Annotated in this window: 25 protein-coding genes and 1 tRNA gene; 12 read left to right on the forward strand and 14 right to left on the reverse strand. The window is 71.5% G+C overall.

Translation table 11 applies throughout. The features are described from left to right. Positions 1-44 precede the first annotated feature (44 nt). The 4 genes from CSIV_RS14675 to sigK all read right to left on the reverse strand — a co-directional run bounded on the left by CSIV_RS14675 (position 45) and on the right by sigK (position 3,297). Positions 45-929, reverse strand: a complete 885-nt coding sequence (locus CSIV_RS14675; RefSeq protein ID WP_077052097.1) for an aminodeoxychorismate lyase — start codon at positions 927-929, stop codon at positions 45-47. A 271-nt stretch (positions 930-1,200) separates the two neighbouring features. Further along, positions 1,201-1,839, reverse strand: coding sequence for a DNA-directed RNA polymerase subunit beta (locus CSIV_RS14680; RefSeq protein ID WP_077052098.1), 639 nt, complete (start codon positions 1,837-1,839; stop codon positions 1,201-1,203). Positions 1,840-1,891: 52 nt separating this feature from the next. Beyond that, positions 1,892-2,698 (reverse strand): anti-sigma factor, encoded by an 807-nt coding sequence (locus CSIV_RS14685; RefSeq protein WP_077052099.1) that lies wholly within the window; start codon positions 2,696-2,698, stop codon positions 1,892-1,894. After that, complete coding sequence (gene sigK, locus CSIV_RS14690; protein ID WP_175627645.1) at positions 2,695-3,297, reverse strand: ECF RNA polymerase sigma factor SigK; 603 nt, start codon at positions 3,295-3,297, stop codon at positions 2,695-2,697. Before sigK ends, CSIV_RS14685 begins: the two co-directional genes overlap by 4 nt. Positions 3,298-3,620: 323 nt before the next feature. Here sigK and CSIV_RS14695 point away from each other — a divergent pair, with 323 nt between their 5' ends. Next, positions 3,621-4,289 carry a fasciclin domain-containing protein gene (locus tag CSIV_RS14695; protein WP_077052100.1) on the forward strand — a complete coding sequence of 223 codons (669 nt, stop codon included), beginning with the start codon at positions 3,621-3,623 and terminating at the stop codon, positions 4,287-4,289. A 93-nt stretch (positions 4,290-4,382) separates the two neighbouring features. On the opposite strand, the gene CSIV_RS14700 is transcribed toward CSIV_RS14695, so the two are convergent. Next, the gene (locus CSIV_RS14700) at positions 4,383-5,432 is read right to left on the reverse strand and encodes an ABC transporter substrate-binding protein (RefSeq protein ID WP_077052101.1); all 1,050 of its coding nucleotides are present in this window, start codon (positions 5,430-5,432) and stop codon (positions 4,383-4,385) included. A gap of 23 nt (positions 5,433-5,455) precedes the next feature. On the opposite strand from CSIV_RS14700, the gene CSIV_RS14705 reads away from it, so the two are divergent. The 7 genes from CSIV_RS14705 to panB all read left to right on the forward strand — a co-directional run bounded on the left by CSIV_RS14705 (position 5,456) and on the right by panB (position 11,321). Beyond that, the gene (locus CSIV_RS14705; protein ID WP_083735154.1) at positions 5,456-6,505 is read left to right on the forward strand and encodes a FecCD family ABC transporter permease; all 1,050 of its coding nucleotides are present in this window, start codon (positions 5,456-5,458) and stop codon (positions 6,503-6,505) included. Next, positions 6,502-7,509 carry a FecCD family ABC transporter permease gene (locus CSIV_RS14710; protein ID WP_077052102.1) on the forward strand — a complete coding sequence of 336 codons (1,008 nt, stop codon included), beginning with the start codon at positions 6,502-6,504 and terminating at the stop codon, positions 7,507-7,509. The genes CSIV_RS14705 and CSIV_RS14710 overlap by 4 nt, the downstream gene beginning before the upstream one ends. A gap of 73 nt (positions 7,510-7,582) precedes the next feature. Continuing rightward, positions 7,583-7,655 (forward strand) — tRNA-Lys (locus tag CSIV_RS14715). Between the two features lie 57 nt (positions 7,656-7,712). Beyond that, the gene (rhuM, locus tag CSIV_RS14720) at positions 7,713-8,723 is read left to right on the forward strand and encodes a RhuM family protein (protein WP_237488628.1); all 1,011 of its coding nucleotides are present in this window, start codon (positions 7,713-7,715) and stop codon (positions 8,721-8,723) included. Positions 8,724-8,812: 89 nt separating this feature from the next. Beyond that, the gene (locus tag CSIV_RS14725; protein ID WP_077052104.1) at positions 8,813-9,574 is read left to right on the forward strand and encodes a DUF2520 domain-containing protein; all 762 of its coding nucleotides are present in this window, start codon (positions 8,813-8,815) and stop codon (positions 9,572-9,574) included. Then, complete coding sequence (panC, locus tag CSIV_RS14730) at positions 9,571-10,461, forward strand: pantoate--beta-alanine ligase (RefSeq protein WP_077052105.1); 891 nt, start codon at positions 9,571-9,573, stop codon at positions 10,459-10,461. Before CSIV_RS14725 ends, panC begins: the two co-directional genes overlap by 4 nt. Further along, positions 10,458-11,321: a 3-methyl-2-oxobutanoate hydroxymethyltransferase gene (gene panB / locus CSIV_RS14735; protein WP_077052106.1), complete on the forward strand. Its 864-nt coding sequence runs from the start codon at positions 10,458-10,460 to the stop codon at positions 11,319-11,321. The genes panC and panB overlap by 4 nt, the downstream gene beginning before the upstream one ends. On the opposite strand, the gene CSIV_RS14740 is transcribed toward panB, so the two are convergent. Next, positions 11,318-11,749 carry a VOC family protein gene (locus CSIV_RS14740; RefSeq protein ID WP_077052107.1) on the reverse strand — a complete coding sequence of 144 codons (432 nt, stop codon included), beginning with the start codon at positions 11,747-11,749 and terminating at the stop codon, positions 11,318-11,320. The genes panB and CSIV_RS14740 overlap by 4 nt on opposite strands. Before the next feature lie 186 nt (positions 11,750-11,935). Between CSIV_RS14740 and CSIV_RS14745 the strand changes: the two genes are divergently transcribed. Genes CSIV_RS14745 through CSIV_RS14760 form a run of 4 tightly spaced genes read left to right on the forward strand, consistent with a single transcriptional unit; the run spans position 11,936 to position 14,558 of the window. Next, on the forward strand, positions 11,936-12,919 hold the full coding sequence (locus CSIV_RS14745; protein ID WP_077052108.1) for a dioxygenase family protein: 984 nt from the start codon (positions 11,936-11,938) through the stop codon (positions 12,917-12,919). 28 nt (positions 12,920-12,947) lie between these two features. Beyond that, positions 12,948-13,187 (forward strand): twin-arginine translocase TatA/TatE family subunit, encoded by a 240-nt coding sequence (locus tag CSIV_RS14750; protein ID WP_077052109.1) that lies wholly within the window; start codon positions 12,948-12,950, stop codon positions 13,185-13,187. Continuing rightward, positions 13,184-13,951: a twin-arginine translocase subunit TatC gene (gene tatC / locus CSIV_RS14755; protein ID WP_083735157.1), complete on the forward strand. Its 768-nt coding sequence runs from the start codon at positions 13,184-13,186 to the stop codon at positions 13,949-13,951. The genes CSIV_RS14750 and tatC overlap by 4 nt, the downstream gene beginning before the upstream one ends. A 4-nt stretch (positions 13,952-13,955) precedes the next feature. Next, a complete protein-coding gene (locus CSIV_RS14760; RefSeq protein WP_175627631.1) occupies positions 13,956-14,558 on the forward strand; it encodes a preprotein translocase in 603 nt (200 codons plus the stop codon). A 150-nt stretch (positions 14,559-14,708) separates the two neighbouring features. Here CSIV_RS14760 and CSIV_RS14765 read toward each other — a convergent pair whose 3' ends face one another. The 8 genes from CSIV_RS14765 to CSIV_RS14800 form a co-directional block, all read right to left on the reverse strand. Continuing rightward, complete coding sequence (locus CSIV_RS14765; protein ID WP_077052111.1) at positions 14,709-16,097, reverse strand: glycosyltransferase; 1,389 nt, start codon at positions 16,095-16,097, stop codon at positions 14,709-14,711. 148 nt (positions 16,098-16,245) lie between these two features. Beyond that, positions 16,246-17,823, reverse strand: a complete 1,578-nt coding sequence (locus CSIV_RS14770; protein ID WP_077052112.1) for a carbohydrate-binding domain-containing protein — start codon at positions 17,821-17,823, stop codon at positions 16,246-16,248. Next, the gene (locus tag CSIV_RS14775) at positions 17,808-18,653 is read right to left on the reverse strand and encodes a polyphosphate polymerase domain-containing protein (protein ID WP_077052113.1); all 846 of its coding nucleotides are present in this window, start codon (positions 18,651-18,653) and stop codon (positions 17,808-17,810) included. Before CSIV_RS14775 ends, CSIV_RS14770 begins: the two co-directional genes overlap by 16 nt. After that, positions 18,650-19,303 (reverse strand): DUF4956 domain-containing protein, encoded by a 654-nt coding sequence (locus CSIV_RS14780; protein ID WP_083735158.1) that lies wholly within the window; start codon positions 19,301-19,303, stop codon positions 18,650-18,652. The genes CSIV_RS14775 and CSIV_RS14780 overlap by 4 nt, the downstream gene beginning before the upstream one ends. Then, positions 19,300-20,430 carry a glycosyltransferase gene (locus tag CSIV_RS14785; RefSeq protein ID WP_077052114.1) on the reverse strand — a complete coding sequence of 377 codons (1,131 nt, stop codon included), beginning with the start codon at positions 20,428-20,430 and terminating at the stop codon, positions 19,300-19,302. The genes CSIV_RS14780 and CSIV_RS14785 overlap by 4 nt, the downstream gene beginning before the upstream one ends. A 3-nt stretch (positions 20,431-20,433) precedes the next feature. Next, a complete protein-coding gene (locus CSIV_RS14790) occupies positions 20,434-21,510 on the reverse strand; it encodes a phosphodiester glycosidase family protein (protein WP_083735159.1) in 1,077 nt (358 codons plus the stop codon). 65 nt (positions 21,511-21,575) lie between these two features. Then, positions 21,576-23,093: a sensor histidine kinase gene (locus CSIV_RS14795; RefSeq protein ID WP_077052115.1), complete on the reverse strand. Its 1,518-nt coding sequence runs from the start codon at positions 23,091-23,093 to the stop codon at positions 21,576-21,578. Continuing rightward, complete coding sequence (locus CSIV_RS14800; RefSeq protein ID WP_283284377.1) at positions 23,090-23,824, reverse strand: response regulator transcription factor; 735 nt, start codon at positions 23,822-23,824, stop codon at positions 23,090-23,092. The genes CSIV_RS14795 and CSIV_RS14800 overlap by 4 nt, the downstream gene beginning before the upstream one ends. Positions 23,825-23,839 lie beyond the last annotated feature (15 nt).

The following is a 23,839-nucleotide window of genomic DNA, read 5'->3' on the forward strand; positions in this document are numbered from 1 at the left end:
GCGCGATGGCCCCGCTCCGGCGGGGCCATCGTCGTTTTCCGCGCTCAGTCGCGCGGCGAGAGCAGGTAGGCGTTGAGCTCGTCGGTGACGGCGTGGTCGACGGCTCTCGCTTCACCGTCGACCGCGGAGATCGGCGCGGCGAGCCGGACGCTGGACAGCAGCCACGCGGCATCCGCTCGCCCGAGATCCAACACCGGCACCGTCTCGTACGCGGTCTCGAAGCCGCGCTGCTCGAGGTGGGCGAAGAGGCTCAGCTGCGTCGTTCCGTGCAGGATGCCGGCGTTCGGTGCGGGGGTGACGAACCGGTCGCCGAAGCGGAGGACGATGGATGCCGTGGGCGCCTCCAGCACGAACCCGTCGCTGGTGACGAACACCGCGTCATCCGCTCCGCGCCTTTTCGCCTCGCGGATGGCGGCCATGTTCACCGCGTACGACAGCGTCTTGGCGCCCAGGAGCAGCCACGGCGCCCGGGCGGGGACGTCGAGCGCATAGCCGCGGTCGAGCGTCGCGATCCGCACGCCCTCCGTGCGCGAGCGCGCGTTGTCGGGCGCGTCGGCGAGGGTGAGCCACGCGGTGGGTGCGGGGCCGTGCTCGACGCCCCGGCTGAGGATCAGCTTGATCACGCTCTCGCCCGCGGGCGCCTCGGCGGCCGCCCGGTCGATGGCGGCGCGCCACTGGTCGAGGTTCGGCTCCGGAAGGTCGCAGAGCCCCGCCGAGTGCGCCAGTCGCGCGAGGTGGGGACCGACTTCCTGCGGGTGGCCGTCGACCACACCGAGGGACTCGAAGACCCCGTCGCCGCGCTGCGCGCTGAGGTCGCCGACGCGCAGCGCGGGGCCGTCCGGATCGATCACCGCGAGCGTGTCGGAGAAGTCGTCTCGCCGGATGTCGGATGCCACGGGGTCGATCACGAGAGCGAAACGCCAAGCCATGGATCGACCCTATGCCCTCGTATCGACACGCCCGGGTCGCGTCAACCGCCTCGGCGGAGGGAATGCTCCGGGCGCGCTCTTGTTACACTTCCATAGCCGGGCCGCAGTAACCCCGGGCTCCATCTTCTGCCGCTATGAGCGGCCTTGCGCCGAGAGGCGTTCTGCGGCCCGGCACTTTCTTTTCCCGGGCGTCGCCCGAGATCGCCGAGTGTCCAGGACATGCCGGAGAGGTCTCCCCCGCGGCGGCGTGTCCCGGACACTCGGCGGCGGGTCAGGTCAGCGCGTCACGGCGCCACAGAGCGGCGGCGGCCGCGAGATCGTCGGCGTACGTCGACAGACGCAACGCCCGCGTGGTCAGCGCCGTCGCGCGCTCGGACTCGGTGTTCTCGTAGTCGTCGGCGAGGTGGGTGGCGCCCGCCGCCTGCACGCGGCAGAACGCCGCTGCCCGCTCGAGAGCGACGGCGAAGTCGCCCTCGAAGAGCCCGCGCAGGATCGTGTCGATGAGCTGTACCAGCTCCTCGGGCCCGGCGGGGGCGGGCGCGCCGACGACGACCGGGTCGACCGTCGCCATCTCCACGCGGCCACGCTCGAAGAGCAGCGCGGCGGTGGCGGCGTCGTCGTGGATCATGAGCTGCAGCAGGTACAGCCGCCACAACGCCCCGGGGAGTGACCGGGCGGGCGAGCGCGACCACAGCTCGGCGATGTCGTCGATGCCGTGGTCGTCGGTGAACGCCACAAGACGCTCGACGACATCGACCGTCGGGTCGGCGCGCACGCGCGACAGCAGGGCCTGGGCGGTGCTGTGCGCGACGCGAGAGACCTCGGCCGGGTCGTCGGCCGCGAACAGCCGATCGAACAGCTCAGCCGGGCGCCGGACGGGTTTGTGGAATTCGCGAGGGGAATCGCTCATCGTTCCAGGCTAGAGCGTGAGCGCCGAGCCCCGGGCCGGAGCGATCGTCCGTTCAGGCCGTGGCCACCGCGACGACGGGTGCCGAACTCGGCGTTCCGTCGGGCGATCCGCCGGCAGGTTCCACGGTGACGGCGATGACATCGCCCGAGTGGAACTCGCCCTGCAGGACCGCGGTCGCCTTGCCGTCGGCATCCGTCGAGAAGATCCCGGCGGCGATGGCCGTGTCGTCTCGCACGAACCACAGTTCGTACGTCTTGTCGCTCGGCAGAGCCGACATCTTGTCGGTCACGAGGACGCTCTGCCCGGTAGATGCCGACCAGTGCGCCGTCACGACGGCACCGTCGGGCATCGTCGCCGTCGCGGACTGCGCGTCGGGGGCCGTGGTGACCTGCTCGAGCGCCACCAGCGGTGCCGGTCGAGTGAGCTGCTGACCGATCGTGACTGCTCCGAAGCCGAGCACGAGGACGGCGACGATCGACGCGGCGAGCGTGAACCAGCGACGCAGCCCCCAGCCGGATCCGCCCGAGGATCCGACGGCCACGGCTTCGAGCTCCGGCTCGACCGGGGCGGGACCCGCGGCGGCGTAGTCCTCGAGGTCCGCTGAGTTGCGCTCCGGCTCGGACGCGCCGACCTGCGGGAGGTCGGTGATCCGCGCCAGCAGTGAGGCGCGGACGGATGCCGGCGGTTCGACCGGCGCGACGGTGTCGGCGATCGCGGCGACCGCGTCGGCGGCATCCCGAACGTGGGAGGACCAGTGCGGGTTGCCCGCGAGAGCCTCCTGGTACGCGCGTTCATCTGCATCGGAGAGCGCGTTCAGCGCGTGACCGGCAGCGAGGTCGGCGAAATCCCTCTCGTTCACTTGTCCACCCCCATCTCGATTCTCAAGCGCGACAGTCCGTCGCGCATCCTGGTCTTGACCGTGCCGAGCGGCGCCCCGACGAGGGTAGCGATCTCACTTTGGCTGTACCCACCGAAATAGGCCAGCGTGAGCGCTTCTCTCTGGGCTTCGGGAAGCGTCGCGAGTGCATCGACGACGCGCCGCCCTTCGATCTTGAGTTCTACTTTCTCAGAGACATCGTCGTACGCGACGTCCAGATCCCGGAAGCCCGCGCGCACATCCCGATCGACACTCGACTGCGACGACCGCACGCGGTCGACAGCCCGTCGATGAGCGATCGTGAGAACCCACGAACGTCCTTGACCTTTGTTCGGAGTGAAGCGCGCGGCGGATTGCCAGATTTCCAGAAACACCTCCTGGAGCACTTCCTCGCTCTGCGACCGGTCGACGAGCACCCGCAGGATGAGACCGAACGCGCGAGCCGACAGGGTGTCGTACAGCTCGGCGAACGCGGTGCGGTCGCCCGTGGCGACCTTCTGCAGCAATTCTCCGACGTGGTCGACGTGGTCCGCCCCATCCTCGGGGAGAGAGAAACCGTCGATCACCATGCACTCCAGCATGCCGCACGCGCCGAGGACTTCCCTTCCTCGCGCGCGCGTGGCGCGCATGAGGTACGCAACCGTGACCCTTCCCTACCCCACCGGGGCTCCCACGACCGGCAGGCGGCATCCTAGAAAATATTCTGGAGAATATTTATAGGCGCTTGATCTGGGCTTTATTGCCGTTTCGCGCGCCGATTCAACCCCGGCTCGCAACAATCCGCAATCCGATCGGGAGGGGGTCCCGAAGACCCTGTGTACGCCGCAACACGGCGAACCGCCCCCCGCACCGGGGTGTCCTAAACGGGTCGCAGCCGCGGTCCGAACGATTTCGGAGGAATGTCATGCTGAAGAACAAGAAGCCTGTCGTCGCCGGTCTCGCCCTCGTCCTGGGTTCGGCCTTCGCTCTCACCGCATGTTCGGGTGGCTCCACCACCGCCGGCGGAACCACCGAGGAGTCCACCGCTCCTTCCATGGCCGCGTCGCCCTCGGCGTCGTCGAGCATGATGGACCCGGCCGCCAACCTCGTGGGCCCCGGTTGCGCCGACTACGCCGCCGCCGTTCCGTCGGGCGCCGGTTCGGTCGAGGGCATGGCCGCTGACCCGGTCGCCGTCGCCGCCTCGAACAACCCGCTCCTGAAGACCCTCACCGCTTCGGTCAGCGGCCAGCTCAACCCCAACGTGAACCTGGTCGACACCCTTAACGGTGGCGAGTTCACGGTCTTCGCTCCGGTCGACGACGCGTTCGCGAAGATCGACTCCGCGACCATCGACACCCTGAAGACCGACTCCGACCTCCTGACCAAGATCCTCACGTACCACGTGGTCCCCGGCCAGATCGCTCCGGACGCGATCGATGGCACGCACACCACGGTCGAGGGCCAGGACGTCACCGTCTCGGGCTCGGGCGACTCGATCAAGGTCAACGACGCCAACGTCATCTGCGGTGGCGTGCAGACGGCCAACGCCACCGTGTACCTCATCGACTCGGTGCTGATGCCCCCGGCCATGTGATCTCACATGTCCGGACCGATCACTGACTGATCGGACCTGACGGCGAGCGCCGGACCCCAGGCGAGGGGGTCCGGCGCTCGCTCTTTTTCGCGTTCAGCCGCCGATCACGCGCACGATCTCGTCCTGGACGAGCCGGGCTGCGGTGGGACCGGCGTTCATGAACCACGGGTCGAAGTCGACCGTCGTCGTGCGGCCGTCGGCGACCGCGCTCAGCGTCGACCACAGCGGGGCGGACTCGATGAACGCCACCCCCTGACCGGTTCCCGCATAGAAGACGTGGTCGGCGTCGGCGAGGTCGAGCTGCTCGGCACTGACGTCCCGCGAGGTTTCGTCGAACCGCTGGGATTCCGGTCGAGCGAGGCCGAGGTCCTCCGCGAGACCGCCCGCGAAGGACGGGACGCCCATGATGCGCGTGCGGTCGCCGGTGGACTGGAGGAACGACACCGTCGGCGCCTCCGCCGGAAGCGTCTGAGCGAAGGCGGCGCTGTCGGACTGCAGGGCGTCGAGATCGGCGCGAGCGTCGCCCTCCTGGCCGAGTGCGTCGGCGATGAGGAGGAAGTCACTCTTCCAGTTCACACCGTTGCCCTTCGTGACCACCGTCGGCGCGATGGCCGACAGAGCATCGAAGATCTCGGTACCCCGCGTGGAGTTGACGAGGATGAGGTCGGGGGCGGCCTGGGCGATCGCCTCGAGGTCGGGTTCGGTCCGCTCCCCGATGTCGGCCATCGCGTCGAGCTGCGCCGCATCGGCGGCGAAGGCATCGCGCAGGTACTGCGGCACCAGTCCACTGTTCTCCGCACGCGTCGCGGCCACGGGGACCTCGCCGAGGGTGAGGACGGCATCCAGTTGCCCGGTCGAGACGACGGCGATCCGCGTGGGGGCGGCGGGGATCTCGGTCGTTCCTGCGAAGTGCGTCACCGTGCGGGGGAAGACACCGTCGGCCTCGCTCGACCCCATGCCCGGCTCGAGGTCGCGCGCCACGACCCACTCGCCGGTGGACCCGGCCTCCGCGTCGGGGAGGGTGGGGGCGGGAGCGGCGGAGGCGCAGCCGGCGAGCGCGATGAGCACGCCGACGGTTGCGGCGGCCGAGGCCAGCCGACCTCGGGAACGTGAGCGGGGAGACGGGAAACGAAGGGATGCCATGCAGTTAGGTTAGCCTTAGCTACATGCCGCTGAATGACGTGGGAGCTCCTCCCGCGGCGACGCTCGTCGCTGCCCGGCGGCAGCGGCGACACGTGCGCACGGTGGTCGCGACGCTGGCGATCCTGGTGCTGCTCGCGGTGATGGTGATCGCCAGCCTGGCCGTCGGCTCCCGCCCGCTCGCGTTCCCCGACGTCATCGCCGCCCTCTTCTCGGAGCGACGGGATGCCACGGGCGTCATCGTGCATGACCTCCGACTCCCCCGCACCCTCACGGCGCTGCTCGTCGGCTCCGCGCTCGGCGTCGCCGGTGTGCTGATCCAGGCGGCGACGCGGAACCCGCTGGCCGATCCGGGCCTCCTCGGGGTGAACGCGGGCGCCGCCGTCGGCGTCGTCGTGGCGATCGCCTTCTTCGGCGTCGGCACCGCGAGCGGGTACGTGTGGTTCGCCTTCGTCGGCGCGGCCGCCGCGGCCACGGCGGTGTACCTCGCGGCACGCCCGAGCGGGCGCTCCGGCACGGTGGGGCTGGTCTTGGCCGGGATCGCGCTGAGCGCGTGTCTCAGCGCCGTCGTGCGCATCATCACGCTCGCCGACGACGACACGTTCGACTCGTTCCGCTTCTGGGCCGTGGGGTCGTTCGAGCGCCGCGATCCCGGCGTCGCGCTGCAGCTCCTCCCCCTCGCGGTCGTCGGCCTCGTGCTGGCGGTCGCCGTCGCGCGCGGTCTCGACCAGCTGCGTCTGGGCGCCGACGTGGCACGTTCACTGGGTGTCTCGCCCGCGCTGGTGCTGGTGGCATCCGGTGCCGCGATCACGCTGCTGTGCGCCGTCGCGACCTCGGCCGCCGGCCCGCTCGCCTTCATCGGCCTGCTCGTCGCGCACGTCGTGCGCCGGGTGGGGCCGGCCGACCTGCGGGCCCAGCTCCCCCTCGCCGCCCTGGCCGGCGCGACGCTCACCCTCGCGAGCGACGTGATCGGACGCGTCATCGCGATCCCCGCCGAGGTCGAGGCCGGGATCGTCGCCGCGTTCCTCGGCGCGCCCCTCCTGCTGTGGCTCGTGCTGCGGAAGAAGACGTCGTGACCTCCGCCGTGCACCGCGGACGGTCCCGCCGTCGCGTCCGCTACGGGGTCGCGGTCGCGCTGACGCTCGTTGTGGGTGTGGCCGCGGCGGTCGTCGGCGTGCTGACCGGCTCGTTCCAGGCGTCGCCGGCCGAGGTGACATCCGCCCTCCAGGGAAACGGCGATGCGCGCACGACGCTGGTCGTCCTGGGCATGCGGATGCCGCGCATCGCGGCCGCGCTGCTGATCGGCGCGGCGCTGGGGCTGGCGGGGGCGGTGTTCCAGACGCTCGCGAGGAACCCGCTCGCGAGCCCCGACATCGTGGGATTCAGCGCCGGGTCGGCCACGGGCGCGCTCATCGGACTGACCCTCATCGCGCCGACCGCCTCGCCCGCGCCCGGCGCGTGGATCGGCGGACTGCTGACCGTCGCGGTCGTGATGCTGATCGCGCGGAGCGCGGGGGTGTCGAAGGAACGCACGATCCTGGCGGGCATCGCCCTCGCGATCCTCCTGTCCGCGGTGAACGACTACCTCCTCACCCGCGCGCCGCTCGAGATCGCCCGCAACGCGAGCCAGTGGCTCTACGGAAGTCTCACCGCCACGTCGGGGGCCGATGTCGTCACGCTCGCCGTCTCGGTCGGCGTACTCGCCGTCGGCATCGCGGTGGTGCACCGCGATTTCCGCGCGATCGAGCTCGGCGACGACACCGCGCGGGCGCTGGGCGTGCGGCTCGGGCGCGTCCGCCTGTTCCTCATCGTGATCGCCGCGCTGCTCACCGGTGCCGCGACCGCCGTCGCCGGCCCCATCGGGTTCGTCGCCCTCGCCGCCCCGCAGCTCGCGCGTCGGGTGACCGGGTCGAGCGGCATTCCGCTTCTCGCATCGGCCGTGACCGGAGCGACCGTGCTGCTCGTCGCCGACGTGATCGCGCAGCGCGCGCTCGCACCGTTGCAGATCCCGGTGGGGCTGCTCACCGGCGTGGTGGGCGGGGCGTACCTGTTCTGGGTCGTGGCGCGCGGGCGGCGGTGAGGGGGTTCTCCGCGTGGGGTTCGGGCATGCGCGGACGCAGGCACCCGGCTACCGCCGGTAGGGTGGATGCCACGGGCCTCTAGCTCAGTCGGTAGAGCATCGGACTTTTAATCCGCGGGTCGTGGGTTCGAGCCCCACGGGGCCCACAACGTCAGCGTTCCCCCGGTCTTCACCCTGACGACCCCGAGGCGAACCATCCGGACATGTCGCGCGATGCCGGGGAGGATGAAGCCATGCAGGAGCAGGGAGCACCCAGCGTCATCCAGCCTCAGCCATCGGGAGAGGTCCTCCTCTACCAGCGTGGCGACGGTGCGCCAGCCCTCGATGTCCGGCTGGACACCGACACGGTCTGGCTGAGCCAGCAGCAGATCGCGGAGCTCTTCCACACCACCCGCGAGAACATCACCATGCACTTGCGGCATGTCTACGACCAGGGCGAACTCGACCGCGAAGCAACCAGTAAGGATTTCTTACAGGTTCGCGTCGAAGGCGCACGATCGGTCCGTCGGAGCGTCACGCACTACAACCTCGACGCGATCCTCTCCGTCGGGTATCGCGTCAAGAGCGCCACGGCTACCCAGTTCCGCATCTGGGCCACCGGACAGCTCCGCGACTACCTGGTGCGCGGTTACGTCGTCAACGCGGAGCGCCTCGAACAACTCGGCACGATCGTGCAGATCCTCGGCCGGTCCACGGACGAACTCGTGTCCGGAGTTGCCGATGTTCTCCGCGGTTATCTGCCCGGGCTGACGCTCCTTCGTGACTACGACGAAGGAAGCATCCATTCACAACCCTCGGTCGTACCGGGGTGGGAACTCACCCACGGAGAAGCACGCGGCGTAATCGATCAGCTTCGTAGAGAGTTCCCCGACGACACTCTGTTCGGAAGAGAACGCGGCGACGGACTCGCGGCGATCGTGTCGGCGCTGTACCAGACGTTCGCGGGCCAGGAGCTGTATCCCACGGTCGAGGAGAAGGCCGCTCACCTGCTCTACCTCCTCGTGAAGGACCATCCGCTCTCCGACGGCAACAAGCGCACCGCAGCCGCCCTGTTCGTCACCTTCCTTGCCCGGAACGGCATCCTCGACAACGTCGATGGCACCCTGCGCGTGTCCAACAACGCGCTGGCCGCCACCACGCTGCTCGTAGCCATGAGTGACCCGAAGGAGAAGGACATCATGATCTCGCTGCTGGTCAAGATGGTCACGGGCTGAGCCCCTCGGCGCCTCACCGCCGCCTCCCCACCCCCGCCGCGATACGCTGGAATCCGGCGCAGCCGCCCGTGCGGGCACCGCCCCACACTATGAAGACCTCCTCGCTCTCCGCCCTGCGTCACGACGCACCGGTGCTCGTCGTCGGCGACGGCCGCATGGGTCGCGCACTCGCGACCGCACTCTCGAACGCGGGCGTGCCCGTGGTCGGCCCCGCGGGCCGCGGCGAGAACGGCGCGGATGCCGGTGTCGTGCTCCTCGCGGTCCCGGATGCCGCGATCGCCGAGGCGGCGCGAGCCCTCGCGCCCGGCCGGTTGGTCGGGCACCTGTCGGGCGCGCTCGACCTGTCGGTGCTCGCGCCCCACGAGGCGTTCGGCATCCATCCGCTCATGACCGTCACGGGCGCCGGGGCGTCCTTCGCGGGGGTGACCGCCGCCCTCGCGGGCACGACCCCGCGCGCGCACGCGGTTGCGGAGGCGCTCGCCGACGTCCTCGGGATGACCGGTGTCACAGTCCGCGACGAGGATCGCGCGGCGTACCACGCGGCCGCGTCGATCGCCGCGAACTTCCTCGTCACGCTCGAGGGCATGGCGGAGGACCTCGCCGCCACCGCCGGCGTCGATCGTGAGGCCCTCGTGCCGCTCGTGCGCGCGGCCGTCGAGAACTGGGCCGAGCGGGGAGCGGCATCCGCCCTCACCGGGCCCGTCTCGCGCGGCGACGCCGCCACGGTCGACCGGCAGCGGGCCGCGATCGCCGAGCGACTCCCCGATCGCCTCGCGCTCTTCGACGCGCTCGTCGAGGCCACGCAAGACCTGGCCGCGACGCAGCGCGCCGGAATCACGGCGACCCCGTGAGCCCCCGGATCGTTCGCACGGTCGCTGAACTGCGCGCCGTGCTCGCCCCGCGCCGCGCCGACGGTGTCGGCTTCGTTCCGACCATGGGGGCGCTCCACGAGGGGCACCTGTCGTTGCTGCGCGCCGCGCGGAACGCCAACGGCACCGTGGTCCTCTCGATCTTCGTCAACCCGACGCAGTTCGGCGAAGCCGCCGACCTGAACGCCTACCCGCGCACCGAGGCGGCGGACGTCGCCCTCGCCGCGGAGGCGGGCGTCGACGTCGTCTTCGCACCGTCCGTCGCCGAGATGTATCCGAGCGGTTTCGCCACGACGGTCTCAGTCGGCGGCGCCATCACCGGCACGCTCGAGGGCGCGGAACGGGGGCGCTCGCACTTCGACGGCGTCGCCACGGTCGTCGCCAAGCTCCTCCTCGCCGTGCAGCCCGACCGCGCGTACTTCGGGGCGAAGGACGCCCAGCAGGTCGTCGTCGTCCGCCGAATGGTGGCGGACCTCGGCATCCCGGTCGAGATCGTCACGCGGCCCACCTCCCGCGATGCCGACGGGCTCGCGCGCTCCAGCCGCAACACGCGTCTCTCACCCGACGACCGCGCGATCGCGGCGGCGATTCCGCGGGCGCTCCGGGCGGCACAGGATGCCTTCGCCGACGGCATTCGGGATCCTCATGTCCTCACCGCGACCGTGCGCGCCGAACTCGACGGTCTCGACCCCGAGTACGTCGAGATCGTGGATGCCGACAGCCTCGACCCGATCGACGAGGTCGAGCGGCCCGCGCTTCTCGCGCTGGCGGTGCGCGTGGGGCCGGTGCGGCTCATCGACAACGTGGTGCTCGCGCCGGGCGTCGACGATCGCATTGCTGTCAGCACCGCCGAAAGGAGTCACGCATGACGGGTCCGAAGGTCACGCTGCGGCGGCTCCGTGAGCTCGCCGACGCGGGAACGCCGATCGTCATGGTGACCGCCTACGACTTCGTGTCGGGGCGCGTCGCCGAACGCGCGGGCGTCGACATGGTGCTCGTCGGCGACTCCGGCGCCCAGGTCGTGCTCGGCCTCCCCGACACGACGTCGGTGACGCTCGACGAGATGCTGATGCTCGCCAAGGCCGTCCGCCGGGGCGTGCTGACCCCGCTCGTCGTGTGCGACCTCCCCTTCGGCAGCACCGAGCGGAGCGACGAGCAGGCGGTCGCGACATCGGTGCGCTTCGTGCAGGAGGCCGGCGCCGACGCGGTCAAGCTCGAGGGCGCGAACCCCGCCCGGCTCTCGCGGCTCCGAGCGATCGTGGACGCCGGTATCCCCGTGGTCGGCCACGTCGGCCTCACGCCGCAGACGGCCACAGCCCTCGGCGGTCTCCGCGCGCAAGGCCGTACCGCGGACGACGCGATCCGCGTCGCGCGCGATGCGTTCGCCGTTCAGGATGCCGGAGCGTTCGCGGTCGTCATCGAAGCCGTGCCCGCCGACGTCGTGGACGAGATCCGCCGGGCGCTGCGCATCCCGGTCATCGGCATCGGGGCGGGCTCCGCCGACGGACAGGTGCTCGTGCAGCACGACCTCCTCGGGATCACCGAGGGGCGCGCGCCGGTGTTCGTGAAGCGGTATGCCGCCGTCGGCGACGCGATGGTCGAGGCCGTCGAGGCGTACGCCCGCGAAGTGCGCGAGGGCGCCTTCCCCGCCGCCGAGCACGTGTACCCGGCATCCGCCGAGGTCGCGGCTGCGGTGCGCGCCTTCGTGGACGACTCGGGCCGCCGCTAGCTGCCGGTCTTGGCCCACCCGTCGGGCGCCGCGATGTTGAACATCCACGCCACGCCCCAGGGGTCGACGAGCTCACCGTAGAAGTCGCCCCAGACCTGCTTCTCCAACGGTTGGACGACCTCGGAACCGCGCTCGACGAACCGCTCGTAGAACTCGGCCACGCGGTCGGTCTCGTCGCTCATGAACGCCGCCTGAGCTCGTCCCTTCCCCCAGCCTTCGGCCGGTTCGGCGAACGCATCCGCTCCCATCACCGTGAACCCCTCGGCGCGGAGTTCGGAGTGCATCACCCCTTCGGCGGGGGCGTCGGTCATGCCGAAGTCGGCGAACGTCGCGATCGTCAGCTCGCCCCCGAAGACCGACTGGTAGAAGGTCATCGCCTCTCGGGCGTGACCGTCGAACGAGAGGTAGACGACGAGCGACGTGCGCATGGCGGCATCCTTCGGGAGAGAGCGACGGTGAGGCCCACGGTAGACCGGGCGTCCCGCGGGCGGAAGGGCGCCCGTCGACGCGGCGACCGAACGCACATAGGAAGCGCATAGGCGCGATGAGGATGCCATGAGTGTCCGCCCCCGATGCTGAGGTCGTCCCCGAAACGACCGGCATCAGGAGCAACCATGACCCGCATCCCCGAACCCGACCAGACCCCCCTCGGCCCCGCCTACGAGGGCCGGCTTCTCGACCGACCCGACGACGAGGTCGTCGACCAGGGCGCGTCCTTCGACATGCGCACCCTCGTCAGCCGCCGGAACGTCCTCGGCATCGTCGGACTCGGCGCCGGCGCGGTCGCGCTGGCCGCGTGCGCGCCGCAGACCGCGGCATCCACCGCGACGGCCACGGCCACCGCCACCCCGTCCGCCACGGCGACGCCCACCGCCTCGGCGACTCCGACGGCGACCGCGGCCGCCGCGGCGTACGCGTCCGAGGAGATCCCGCAGGAGACGAACGGCCCCTACCCCGCCGACGGCACCAACGGCGTCGACGTGCTGAACCAGTCCGGCATCGTCCGCAGCGACATCCGCTCGAGCCTCGACGGCGGAGCGACCGCCGAGGGCGTGCCCCTGACGTTCACCTTCACGCTCAGCGACCTGGCGAACGGCAACGCCGCGTACGCGGGCGCCGCGGTGTACGTGTGGCACTGCGACGCGGACGGCCTGTACTCGATGTACTCCGACGCGGTCATCGACGAGACCTACCTCCGTGGCATCCAGGTGGCCGACGCGCAGGGCCAGGTGACCTTCACCACCATCGTCCCCGGGTGCTACTCCGGCCGGTGGACGCACATCCACTTCGAGGTGTACCCGGATGCCGCCTCGGCGACGAACGTGTCGAACCAGATCGCGACCTCGCAGGTGGCGTTCCCTCAGGACATGCTCGACGCGGTCTACGCCCTCGACACCTACCCCGGCTCGGCGCGCAACCTCGCCCAGATCGGCAGCCTCTCCAACGACAACGTCTTCTCCGACGGGTGGGACCTCGAGATGGGCACCTTCACCGGCGACACCTCGACCGGCTACGTCGGCACCCTCGCGGTCGCGATCGATGCGACCACCCAGGCCAGCGTGTCCTCGCCCGGCGGCGGCGGCGGATCCCGTCCCTGATTCCTCCCCACCCAGAAAAGAGAACCCCATGTTGCAGAACCTCACGGGCTGGCACGCCCTCCTCATCCTCGCCGTCGTCGTGCTGATCTTCGGCGCCGCGAAGCTCCCCGCCCTCGCGCGCAGCGTCGGCCAGTCGATGCGCATCCTCAAGCAGGAATCCGAGGCAGACCGCTCCCCCGCACCGGAGACAACCGCCATCACGACGGTCGCCGACGCCGCACCGCGCACGGCCGAGGCCGACGCCGTTCCGCAGAGGTCCGGCGCATGAGCGCCGCCACCGTCGCCGCACGGGCGGTGATGCCGCTCGCCGGACACGCGCGCGAGGCCCGCGTCCGCTCGATGCGCGCGGCGGTGGCACTCGTGGTCGGCATCATCGCCGGCTACGCTCTGTCGGGCGGCATCCTGGAGATCCTGCGCGACCCCATCGAGCAGATCGCGCTGGCCCGGAACGCGAGCCTCAACTACGACAGCGTCTCCGCCGCGTTCGACCTGAAGGTGAAGATCGCCGTCGTCGCGGGCATCATCCTGTCGAGTCCGGTCTGGCTGTACGAGCTGTTCGCGTTCGTCTCCCCCGGCCTCACGCCCCGCGAGAGGCGGATGACGGCCGGCTACACGACCGCCGCGATCGTGCTGTTCGCCGCCGGGTGCGCTCTCGGATTCACGATCTTCCCGCACGTCGTGGAAGTGCTGACGAGCTTCTCCTCCGACCAGGACAGTTCGATCCTGAACGCGAGCACCTACGTCGACTTCGTGGTGAAGCTCGTCGCGGCGACGGGCGTGGCCTTCGTCCTGCCCGTCTTCGTCGTGCTGCTCAACGCCGTGGGTCTGGTCTCGTCCTCGACCATCCGACGCCATTGGCGTGTCGTCGTCGTCGCCATCGTCCTGTTCAGCGCGCTGGTGACGCCCGCGGCCGACGTCCTGTCCATGTTCCTGGTGGCCGCGCCCATGTCGGCGCTGTTCGCCGCCGCCCTCGTGATCACGCACCTCGCCGACCGTCGACGTGCGCGTCGCGACGCCCTCGACCGGAGATGACCCCATGTTCGGAATGAGCCTCGAGAAGCTCGTCCTCGTGATGCTGATCGCCGCCGTGCTGATCGGCCCGACCCGTCTGCCCGACTACGCGCGTCGCCTCTCGGCGTTCACCCGCTCGGCCCGCGGACGCTGGGATGCCGCGACCACGCAGTTCGAGCAGGAGACCGGCCTCACGCGCGACCAGTGGAACCCCGACGAGTGGCGCCGCTACGACCCGCGCGAGATCGTGCGCAGCGCGCTGCGGGACACCCCCGCCGAGATCGGCCCCCCGGCACCGGATGCCGAGACCCCGCGCCCCGCGGACGCGGCCGACGAGAGCGTGAGCGCGGCGGCATCCGACGCCCCCACGCCCGCCGATCCGTGGGCCGAGGTGCTCTCGGCACCCGAGACGCTCGCGCGGATCCGCCCCGGACAGCGGTTCATCGTGATCGGCAGCTCCGCCCACCCCACGCGGATCGCGCTCGACACGCTCCCCAAGCAGCACCCCGCACGGCTGGCCGCCGCGGTGGTCGACCCGGAGGAGCCGGAGCTTCCGGCGGCCCCCGTCGCCGACGCGGAGCGGAACGACACCGCGGAGACGACAGCTTCCCTCGGCGTCGCCGCCTGAGCAGATCGGCGCCGGACCGCGATGCGGTTCGGCGCCGATCTGCTTCGGCCTGGGTGGGACCGTCGAGGCCCGTCCGCCGCCGACGTCGTCGGGCAGCAGCGCGGCGAGCGACGCTGCCCGAGCGGCGTCGACCCGGGAGTCGGCGGCCGGTCAGGAGTCGGCGAGAGCGCAGAGCCGTGTCGCCGGCTCCGCGAGGGTCGCCTCGAGCTCTCGGCGCAGCTGTGCCCCCACCGTCTCGGGGATGAACCGCGCGGCGGACCGACGCGCCCGCTCCGACGTCCGCGTCCAGCGGGCATCGTCGTCGAGGAGCGACACCACGGCCGCGGCGATCCCGGCGACGTCTCCCGCCGGGACGAGGATCCCGCCGTCGCCGATCACCTCGGCCGGCCCGTAGCGCACGTCGGTCGACACGACCGGCACACCCGCGGACAGCGCCTCGACGATCGCGAGTCCCTGTCCTTCGAACGCGCTGGTCGACAGGAACACGCGCGCCTTCGCCATCGCCGCGCGCACATCGTCGTCGTGACCGCGCAGACGGATCGCCTCGTCCAACCCGCGCTCGCGGATCATCGCGCGGAGGTGTTCGCGCAACGGGCCGTCGCCGTACACCTCCAGGCGGGCGCCCGGTCGCGATCGCACGACCTCCTCCCAGGCGAGGATGGCGAGGTCGACGCGCTTCTGTTCCACCAGCCGGCACGCCATGACCACCACGTCGTCATGCCGCCGCGACGGAACCCGGCGCGTATGGCGCGGCAGGATCGCCGAGGGCACCGTGGCGAAGCGCACCCGGTGCGGGAATCGCCCGTCGACCTCGCACGCCTGGGCTCGGGTGGGCCAGAGCACCAGGTCGAAACCGTCGAGCGCGTCCAGCCATCGTCGCCATCCCTCGTCGCGTACCGGCGCCGAGGCGTCGAACGGGTGGGCGAGGTGGGAGTTGTGGACGGTGTGGACGATGCGCACCCGGGGGTCGCGCCACCGATCCAGCGTCTCTCCGACCTGCCGGGACTCGCAGATCACGACCAGGCGACGCTCGGCGTCACCCGCCGCGTCGCGCAGGCCGTCGGCCACGTGCGAGAGCCATGCGACGTACAACGCCGCGAAGCCGGGGAGGACCCGGTCGCCCGCTCCCCCGTGCACCACCACGTTCGCCTCCGACAGGTGCCAGGCCGCGTCGGCGATGACCGGCAGCGACACGACGAGCGCACCGCGGTCGTCGCGGACCTCGCGGTAGGCCACGCCCGGCGTCCGTCCACCGGGGAGGGCCCGGGCGCGCAGCCAGCTCGGATCCCGAACCGCCTCGTCGAAGAGATTGCGCATCGTGAAGGATCCCGCCGGCACCCCGTGCGCGTGCGCGTACGCGACGGCGCGCTCGCGATCGCCCGACGAACCGACGTCCAGGGTGAGGAGCAGGGGATGCCGCGCGCCCGCGCTGCGCAGGGTGAGCAGCCGCGAGAGCACCGCCACCGCGTAACCCCCGTCGCGCTCGGGCGCGAATCGGCTGGTGAGTACCACTGCGTCGGCGTCGAGCTGTCCGGTCATGGCGGTCTCCTGGGGGTCGGGGGAACGGACTCCGACGGTACGGATCGGGCACTCTCCCCCGGCTAAGCGATCCTATGAACGGGCTGGGAACGTCGAAGGGGCCGTGGGACGGGGGCAGCTGCCCCGTTCCACGGCCCCGCGCGGTCGTTCAGGGGCGGCCGCCGCCCATCCCTCCTCCCATCCCGCCGGACACGGCCTGACCGGCCGCCACCGTCGTCGACGTGCCGTCCACCGTCACGGTGTACGACTGACCGGAACTGATCGCGGCGGACGAGAACACCACGGTCTGGAAGTCCTTCACACCGGTGTAGGACGCGATCACCGCGCCCGTGGCATCCGTGATCTGGATCGACGAGCCGTCGGAGCCGTCGACCGCGGCGGCGAGCCAGCCCTGCGCCGACGACGTCTCCGGGGATTCGGCCATGCCGCTGCTGCCGATCGCCACGAGCGTGCCGCCGGAGACCGTGATGCCGCCGTTGGAGTCGAGTGCGCCGTTGCCGTTCGAGGTCGGGCCGTAGACCGTGACCTCGCCCCCGGTCATCGAGATCGTGCCGTTGGAGTCCAGCCCGTCGCCGTCGGCGTCGATCCGCAGGGTTCCCCCCGAGATGGTGAGCGTCTCACCGGAGTCCTGCATGCCTCCACCTCCACCTCCGCCCCCGCCGCCGCCCGACGTCGAGTTCCCCGACGCGTTCACACCGTCGTCCGACGAGGTCACGCTCGTCGCTCCGCCGGCGATGCGGATGTCGGCCGACTCGATTCCCTCGTACGAGCGGGTGATGTCGACCTGTCCGCCGGCGATGGCCAGGGCGGTTTCGGAATGGATGCCGTCGTCGTCGGTCGCGAGAGTGAGCGCGCCGCCGGTGACGACGGCGTCGGTCTGCGCGTCGATGCCGTCGTCACCCGCGGTCGCGTCGATGGTGCCCCCGGCGATCCAGACGTATCCCTGCGTGGCGTCGTCGGTCTGATCGCTCTTGAGCGCATCGCCGCCCGCGGTGATCGAGACGGTTCCGTCCTTCACCACCAGCGAGTCCTTGCCGCGGAGACCGTCGTCGGCGGCATCCACGGTGATCGTGCCGCCGATGATCGCGAGGTCGTCGGTGGCGGAGATCCCGTCGTTGCCCGAGTCGGTGACCGCGAGCGACCCCGAGCCCGAGATCGTCAGGTCGGTGTCGGCGTAGATCGCCGCGCTCGCGTCGGCGTCGGCCGAGCTCGCCCCCGTGATCGTGTTCGTCGAACCCGCCGCGAGATTCACGGCCACGTCGTCGGCGGAGACGACGTGGATGGCCGAGCCGTCGGCGTTCGTCACGGTCGCGCCGTCGAGCACGAGGACGACGAGCGCGTCCTCGGGAGCGTCCACGACCACCTGTCCGTCGAGGGTGCCGCTCAGGCGGTAGACGCCGGCGGCGGAGATCGTCACGGTCGACCCATCGACGGCGACCGCCGACGAATCGCTCGTCGCGGTGGTCCCGGAGAGGGTGACGTCGACGGCATCCGCGATGCTCCATTCGTCGTCTTTCACGACCGTTCCGTCGGCGTTCGACGCGAGCAGGTCGGCGGCCGCCGCGGGGATGGTCGAGTCCACCTCGGCGATGGTCTCGGTACTGGTCTGCGACGTCGAGGTCGAGGTGTCGGTCGAGGACCCCGGCTGGGCCGTGACGGCGCACCCGGCGAGGACGAGGCCGGCCACGGCCAGCGGGAGGGCGAAGGGGATCAGGCGGCGGCGCATGGCACGTCCTTTCGGTCGGGGTCGGGGGTGGGGACGGCGGAGGCGAGGGGACCCGCGAGCACCCTCGCCCACCGATTGCGGGGCAGATCCTGATGCAGGGCGGCGAGGCCCGTGGCGTACTTGCTGATGCGCGACGGCCGGTGACCCGCGCGCCACAGCGCACGGTCGAGGCGTCCGGCGCGCCCCGGCGACTTCGTCTCCACGATCGCGAAGCGCGGCAGGGTGAACCCGCCGCCGACCGCATCGATCCACTCGAGGTCGAGGTCGACGGTCGCCCGGGAGGACGGCGCTCCCCCGTCACCGGGCAGGAGCAGGGTCGCTCGTCGGTACCGGGTCTGGAGCCGGGAGTCGAGGTCGTCGGCGCGCGTGCCGGGGATGCCGATGGCATCCAGGGCGAGAGCGACCTCGTCGCGCGCCGCCGCCGTGAGACGGTCGGGCACGGCCGCCGTGTAGGCGTCGCGATCCTTCTGCGTCGCGCCCCGCGCTCCCCGCGTCTTCATCTCGAGGAACGTCGACCCGGTGTCCAGGTACGAACGCGTGCGCAGCTTGAACCGCCGCCGGCGCCCGTGCGCCGCGAGCCGGAAGCTCAGCAGGTCGGGGGTGTCGAAATACACCGACCGGTACGCCATCTCGCGCCGGGCGTCGATCTCGAGCACCCGCGGCGCGTCCGCTCTCCGGCCGAGCTCCTCCAGCAGCTCCCCCGCGGCGGCCAGGGGCACGAGGTACTTGCGATCCACGCGCGTGAGCAGAGCGGCATCCTCGGTGAGCTCTTCGAGGGACACCGGCGGCAGGACATCCAGCGCGGCGCCGACGCGCTCGCGGGCGCTCATCGGCCACCGCCGAGGAGGTCGGCGAAGCCGGTGTCGGCGGGCGCCGCCGCCCGCACCTCGGATCCCAGTGCGGGATCGACCCGCGACGCGACGGGAGCCCCGGCGGGGCGCACCCGGTACCGCACGTCCACGAGCGTGGTGTCATCCACGAGATCCAGCTGCTGCACCGTCAGCGCGGTCACCTCGCCGCCGAGCAGACGACCGAGCTCCGCCCGCAGCTCCACCTCATCGGCGATCGCCCGGTCCAGATGCACCGTCTGGTGCCGCGCGCGCGACAGCAGACGCGGGTGGTCGGCGATCGCCAGGACGGCGACGATCAGTCCCACCAACAGCAACGGGGTCGCCGGGTCGGTGTGGGGCAGTCCGCAGATGAGGCCGATGGCCAGAGCCGCGAAATAGTAGGCGACCTCGCGCTGGCTGATCTCGCTCGAGCGCAACCGGATGATCGACAGCACCCCGAAGAGCCCCAGTCCGAGGCCCAGCGCGACCTCGGCCGTGCCGAGCACGGACGCGACGGCGAGCACGCCCACGTTCACCCCGAGGAACGCGACGACGAGGTCGCGACGGCGGTGGCGGTGGAAGTACACGGCGCTGAGGACGACGGCGGCGACGAGATCGGTCGCCGCCAGCAGAAGGGCGGTGGTGGTCATCGGATTCTCCCTGTGGTGGGTGTGGTGGTCATGGCATCCGGATCCGCGGTCACGAGGGGGGCCGTGTCGGCGCGGACGGTGCGGGCGGGCGGCGCGGCATCCGCGCGGGGGAAGACGAGCGCGCGTTGCACGCCATAGCTCAAGACGAAGAGGACGCCCTCGGTGACGACCTTCGCCGGAAGCAGGGCGAGCCCGTTCTCGGTGAGGAAGGACATCCACGCGATGTTCGAGGCCAGGAGCGCCAGCGCCAGTACGCCGTAGCGCACGGCCTGTCCCGTCACCGCCTGGTCACGGGCGCGGAAGACCACGCGGCGGTTGACGACGAAGTTCACGGTCGCCGAGAGGATGCGGGCGGCGACGATCGAGGGCACCAGCCACCCCGTCACGAGGTCGAGGACGAAGAGGGCGATCGTGTCGACGACGAACGCCGCGAGCGACGACGAGGCGAACAGCAGCACCGGCATCAGCACCCGCAGCGAATCCCGCACGGGGCGGAAGTGGCTGGAGGCGTTGCGCGCGAGATACACCGTCGCGATCGGCACTTCCCGCACCGCCACCCCGTCGGGCGCCAGACGCAGGAGCACTCGCTGCTCGTACTCGAACCCTTCCCCCGGGATGCCGAGCGCCCAGGGGATCCGGTCGGCGGGGATGCCGCGCAGGCCCGTCTGCGTGTCGGTCACGCGGCGCCCCGTGGCGACGCGGAACAGGCTCCGCGCGACCGCGTTGCCGACCCTGCTGCGCAGCGGCACGTCGCCGCCGAAATCCCGGACCCCGAGAACGAGAGCGCTCCGACCGCGCCCGGCGTCCTCACGGAGCGCGTCGGCCACGCGGAGCACGTCGGACGGCGTGTGCTGGCCGTCGGCGTCGGCCGTGACGACATCGGCATCCGGGAAGTGGACGGCGATGTCGGCCAGCCCGGTCTTCAGGGCCGCGCCCTTGCCGCGATTGGCCTCGTGCGTCACGACCCGGGCGCCCTCCTCCCGCGCGGCCGCGAACACCTCGGCGAACCCCGGGCCGCTCCCGTCGTCGACGACGAGGACGTCGAGATCGGGATCGGCGCGCCGCAGATCGGCGACCAGGGCGGGCAGCGCGGGGCCGGGCTCGAAGGCGGGGATCAGGACGAACACCGGTCAACCCGCCACGTACAGGATGTCGCTCGTGCCGCGCTCGCCGCCGTTGGACGGGGAATTGACGACCCTGCCGTTGAAGTACATCGTCGAGCTGCCGCCGCCGTCGAGGTTGTAGGCCGTCGTGGCCCCCAGGGAGATCAGGATGTCGGCGAGCTCGGGGAGCGTGACGCCGTCGCTGTAGCCGGACTGACGGCCGTCGACGACGACGAACACGAGATCGTTGTCGCCCCGCACACCGATGGCCGTGCGCGGCTGATCCCCCTGGATCGAGTGGTTGCCGACGTTCGTATCGATCTCCACGGCGTCGATCCCCGCCACCGCCGCGCCGTCCTCGACGATCGCCGGACCGAAGCTGAGGGTGTTCCAGACCCCGGCGGCGACGAGGGCGTCGGCGGAGGTCTGCGTCTCGTCGTAGACCTCGACGTGCCCGTCGAGGAAGAACGCGAGCCCCTGACGTGCGGGCTCGTCGCGGTAGACCACGCCGTTGCGGATCTCGATCCCCGTCGAGCGGAACCCGTAGTAGTCGCCGTTGACGGCGAACACGGCGCCGTGCGCCTCCGCGATCTCGCTCGTGGTCTGGATGATGTTCTCGCCGAACTGGTCGTCGGCGAAGGCCGAGCGCAGGGCCGTGGCATCCCCCAGGGTCACCTCGGCCACGTAGTAGGTGAGCGCCGACGAACCCGACCCGGTCGAGACGGTGGAGAGGGCGATGGATGTCGCGCCGTCGCTGAACGAGGTGTCGGTCAGCGAGGTCTCCGCCGAGGCCGTCGCGGTCGCGGCGGCGTCCGCGGCGGCGCTGGCCGCAGAACTGACGTGCTCGGCCTCGTAGGACGAGACGTCGGCGACCTGGACGTGCGGGATGAGGAACCGGTCGGCCGCCCACCACGCTCCGCCGCCGACGGTGAGGAGCGCCGCCGCCCCGCCCAGGAGGACGGTGCGTCGGGTGACGACGCGGCCGCCGGCCCGCTGCCGCCGAGCGGCGGCGGCGTCGGGGGCCGGCGTCGACGGGTCGGGCGAGGCGCCCGCAGCGGGCTCTCGATCGCCCGGGGATCCGGGGAGGCGGGGTGCGTTGTCCATGCCCCCTGTCTACGGACGGGGCACTAACCGGTCCCTCCCCGCTCCTCGGCGTGGGCTGTGGAACGCTATGCGTCCGCTGTGACGGGGGAAGACCGGAACGCGGGCAGCCGCACGGTGAAGGTCGTCTCCCCCGGTCGGCTCCGCACCGCGAGCGAACCGCCGTGCGCGAGCACGATCGCCTGCGCGATCGAGAGCCCGAGTCCCGTGCTCCCCGCGTCGCGATTGCGCGCCCGATCCCCCCGCGCGAAGCGCTCGAACAGGGTGTCGGCCACGACCGGGTCGATCCCGGGGCCGGTGTCGGTCACGCTCAGGACGGCCTCGTCGCCCTCGCGGCGGATCGAGGTCGTCACGACGGTCCCGGGCGGCGTGTGGGTGTGGGCGTTGCGCAGCAGATTCGCGACCACCTGGCGCAGCCGATCCTCGTCACCCGGAACGGTCAGCGGGTCGTCCGACGCGACGTCCAGCCGCCACTCCCGCTCCCGATCGACGGCCTGCGCGTCGCTGACGGCGTCGATGGCCAGCAGCGGCAGCTCGATGTCGTCCACCCGCAGCCGTTGCCCCGCGTCGAGCCGGGCGAGGAGCAGCAGATCCTCGACGAGCGTCGTCATGCGTCGCGACTCCGACTCGATGCGCTCGAGCGAGCGCTGCTGCGTCGACGACATCGGTTCCGGCCCCGACAGCGTCAGCTGCGCGTAGCCGCGGACGCTGGCCAGGGGGGTGCGCAGTTCGTGGCTGGCATCCGCGATGAATCGCCGCAGCTCGTTCTCGCTGTGCGCCCGCGCGGCGAGCGCGGCCTGCACGTGCCCGAGCAGGTCGTTCAGCGACGCGCCCACCCGTCCGACCTCGGTCCGGGTGTCGGTGTCGGCCTGGGCGACCCGGTCGGGGATGTCGACGTCGCCGCGACCGAGGGAGAGTCCCGACACGCGCTGCGCGACCGCGGCCACGCGGTCCAGGGGACGCAGGGCCCGGCGGACGAGGACGGACAGCCCCGCGATCGCCGCGAGCAGCGTCACCGCACCCACCGCGACGAGGATGGTCGTCAACGCGGTCGTCGTCGCGGCCGAGTCGGCGAGCGAGATCCCCGAGAACACGGTCGATCCGTCCGAGTCCCGCGCCGCGACGCGGAACGCCCCGAGGTCTCCGCCGAGGTCTGCCGTGACGGGCACCCCGTCGGCCGGGACGTCCGCCTGGAGGATCGCGACCTGGTCGGTCGAGAGGGTGACGACCGTTCCGTCCGATTGCGTGTAGCTGGAGGACTGGACGCTTCCGTCCGCGGCGACGACGAGCTGCAGCGAACCGACGCGCGGCGACGGCCCCCGTCCTCCCGACCCGCTCGTGCTGGAGGGGCTGGGGCCCGGTGCCGGAGACGCGCCGGCATCGGTGCCGGAGAACTGTCCGTGCCCGCCGTCGCGCTGTCCCCCCACCATCATCAGACCGCCCTGGACCTGCTCGTCGAGGCGGTCGTAGACGAAGGCGCGGAGCGCCGTGAGGGTGGCGACGCCCATGATCAGGAGGGCGACGGCGACGAGGGCGCTCGCGCCGATCACGAGGGCCCTCTGCAGCGTCAGCGGCCGGCGGGTCATGAGGACTTGATGGTGTACCCGACACCGCGCACGGTGTGGATCAACGGCTCTCCGAGCGCGTCGATCTTCCGCCGCAGATACGAGATGTATATCTCCACCACCCCGCTGCTGCCGCCGAAGTCGTACCCCCACACGGTGTCGAGGATCTGCGTCTTGCTCACGACCCGGCGCGCGTTCTGCATGAGGTAGCGGAGCAGCTCGAACTCCTTCGCGGTGAGTTTGATGGCGACCCCGGCCCGCTGGACCTCGTAGGCGTCCTCGTCGAGGGACAGGTCGCCCACCCGCAGGAGGCTGTCGGCTTCGGCCGCGGCGGCCACGTGACGGCGGGCCATGCCGCGCAGGCGCAGCACGACCTCCTCGAGGTTGAAGGGCTTGGTGACGTAGTCGTCGCCGCCGGCCGCGATCCCGGCGATGCGGTCCTCCACGGCATCCTTCGCGGTGAGGAAGAGCACGGGCACGTCGTTGCCGCCGGCGCGGACGCGGGTGAGCAGCTCGACGCCGTCGATACCGGGCATCATGACGTCGAGCACGAGCAGGTCGGGGTCGAACTCGCGGATGACGTCGAGGGCCTCCCGGCCGTTCGTGACCGCCCGCGCCTCCCAGCCCTCGTTCGCCATCGCCATGCGCAGCAGTTCGCCGAGGTTGACCTCGTCGTCGACCACGAGGGCACGGATCGGTGATCCGTCGGGGCGGGTGAGCGGATGCCGTGCGATGACCATGGGGATCAGCATGCCCTCTCCACGGGG

Origin of the sequence: Microbacterium sp. CSI-V (genome assembly GCF_001984105.1) — a bacterium.
In the GTDB taxonomy this organism is placed as follows: domain Bacteria; phylum Actinomycetota; class Actinomycetes; order Actinomycetales; family Microbacteriaceae; genus Microbacterium.

Coding starts and splice junctions, on each gene's coding strand:
- CSIV_RS14675 (WP_077052097.1), bottom strand. CDS start 929: ATGGCTTGGCGTTTCGCTCTCGTGATCGACCCCGTGGCATCCGACATC.
- CSIV_RS14680 (WP_077052098.1), bottom strand. CDS start 1,839: ATGAGCGATTCCCCTCGCGAATTCCACAAACCCGTCCGGCGCCCGGCT.
- sigK (WP_175627645.1), bottom strand. CDS start 3,297: ATGCTGGAGTGCATGGTGATCGACGGTTTCTCTCTCCCCGAGGATGGG.
- CSIV_RS14695 (WP_077052100.1), top strand. CDS start 3,621: ATGCTGAAGAACAAGAAGCCTGTCGTCGCCGGTCTCGCCCTCGTCCTG.
- CSIV_RS14700 (WP_077052101.1), bottom strand. CDS start 5,432: ATGGCATCCCTTCGTTTCCCGTCTCCCCGCTCACGTTCCCGAGGTCGG.
- CSIV_RS14705 (WP_083735154.1), top strand. CDS start 5,456: ATGCCGCTGAATGACGTGGGAGCTCCTCCCGCGGCGACGCTCGTCGCT.
- rhuM (WP_237488628.1), top strand. CDS start 7,713: ATGTCGCGCGATGCCGGGGAGGATGAAGCCATGCAGGAGCAGGGAGCA.
- CSIV_RS14725 (WP_077052104.1), top strand. CDS start 8,813: ATGAAGACCTCCTCGCTCTCCGCCCTGCGTCACGACGCACCGGTGCTC.
- panB (WP_077052106.1), top strand. CDS start 10,458: ATGACGGGTCCGAAGGTCACGCTGCGGCGGCTCCGTGAGCTCGCCGAC.
- CSIV_RS14740 (WP_077052107.1), bottom strand. CDS start 11,749: ATGCGCACGTCGCTCGTCGTCTACCTCTCGTTCGACGGTCACGCCCGA.
- CSIV_RS14745 (WP_077052108.1), top strand. CDS start 11,936: ATGACCCGCATCCCCGAACCCGACCAGACCCCCCTCGGCCCCGCCTAC.
- CSIV_RS14750 (WP_077052109.1), top strand. CDS start 12,948: ATGTTGCAGAACCTCACGGGCTGGCACGCCCTCCTCATCCTCGCCGTC.
- tatC (WP_083735157.1), top strand. CDS start 13,184: ATGAGCGCCGCCACCGTCGCCGCACGGGCGGTGATGCCGCTCGCCGGA.
- CSIV_RS14760 (WP_175627631.1), top strand. CDS start 13,956: ATGTTCGGAATGAGCCTCGAGAAGCTCGTCCTCGTGATGCTGATCGCC.
- CSIV_RS14765 (WP_077052111.1), bottom strand. CDS start 16,097: ATGACCGGACAGCTCGACGCCGACGCAGTGGTACTCACCAGCCGATTC.
- CSIV_RS14770 (WP_077052112.1), bottom strand. CDS start 17,823: ATGCGCCGCCGCCTGATCCCCTTCGCCCTCCCGCTGGCCGTGGCCGGC.
- CSIV_RS14775 (WP_077052113.1), bottom strand. CDS start 18,653: ATGAGCGCCCGCGAGCGCGTCGGCGCCGCGCTGGATGTCCTGCCGCCG.
- CSIV_RS14780 (WP_083735158.1), bottom strand. CDS start 19,303: ATGACCACCACCGCCCTTCTGCTGGCGGCGACCGATCTCGTCGCCGCC.
- CSIV_RS14790 (WP_083735159.1), bottom strand. CDS start 21,510: ATGGACAACGCACCCCGCCTCCCCGGATCCCCGGGCGATCGAGAGCCC.
- CSIV_RS14795 (WP_077052115.1), bottom strand. CDS start 23,093: ATGACCCGCCGGCCGCTGACGCTGCAGAGGGCCCTCGTGATCGGCGCG.
- CSIV_RS14800 (WP_283284377.1), bottom strand. CDS start 23,824: ATGCTGATCCCCATGGTCATCGCACGGCATCCGCTCACCCGCCCCGAC.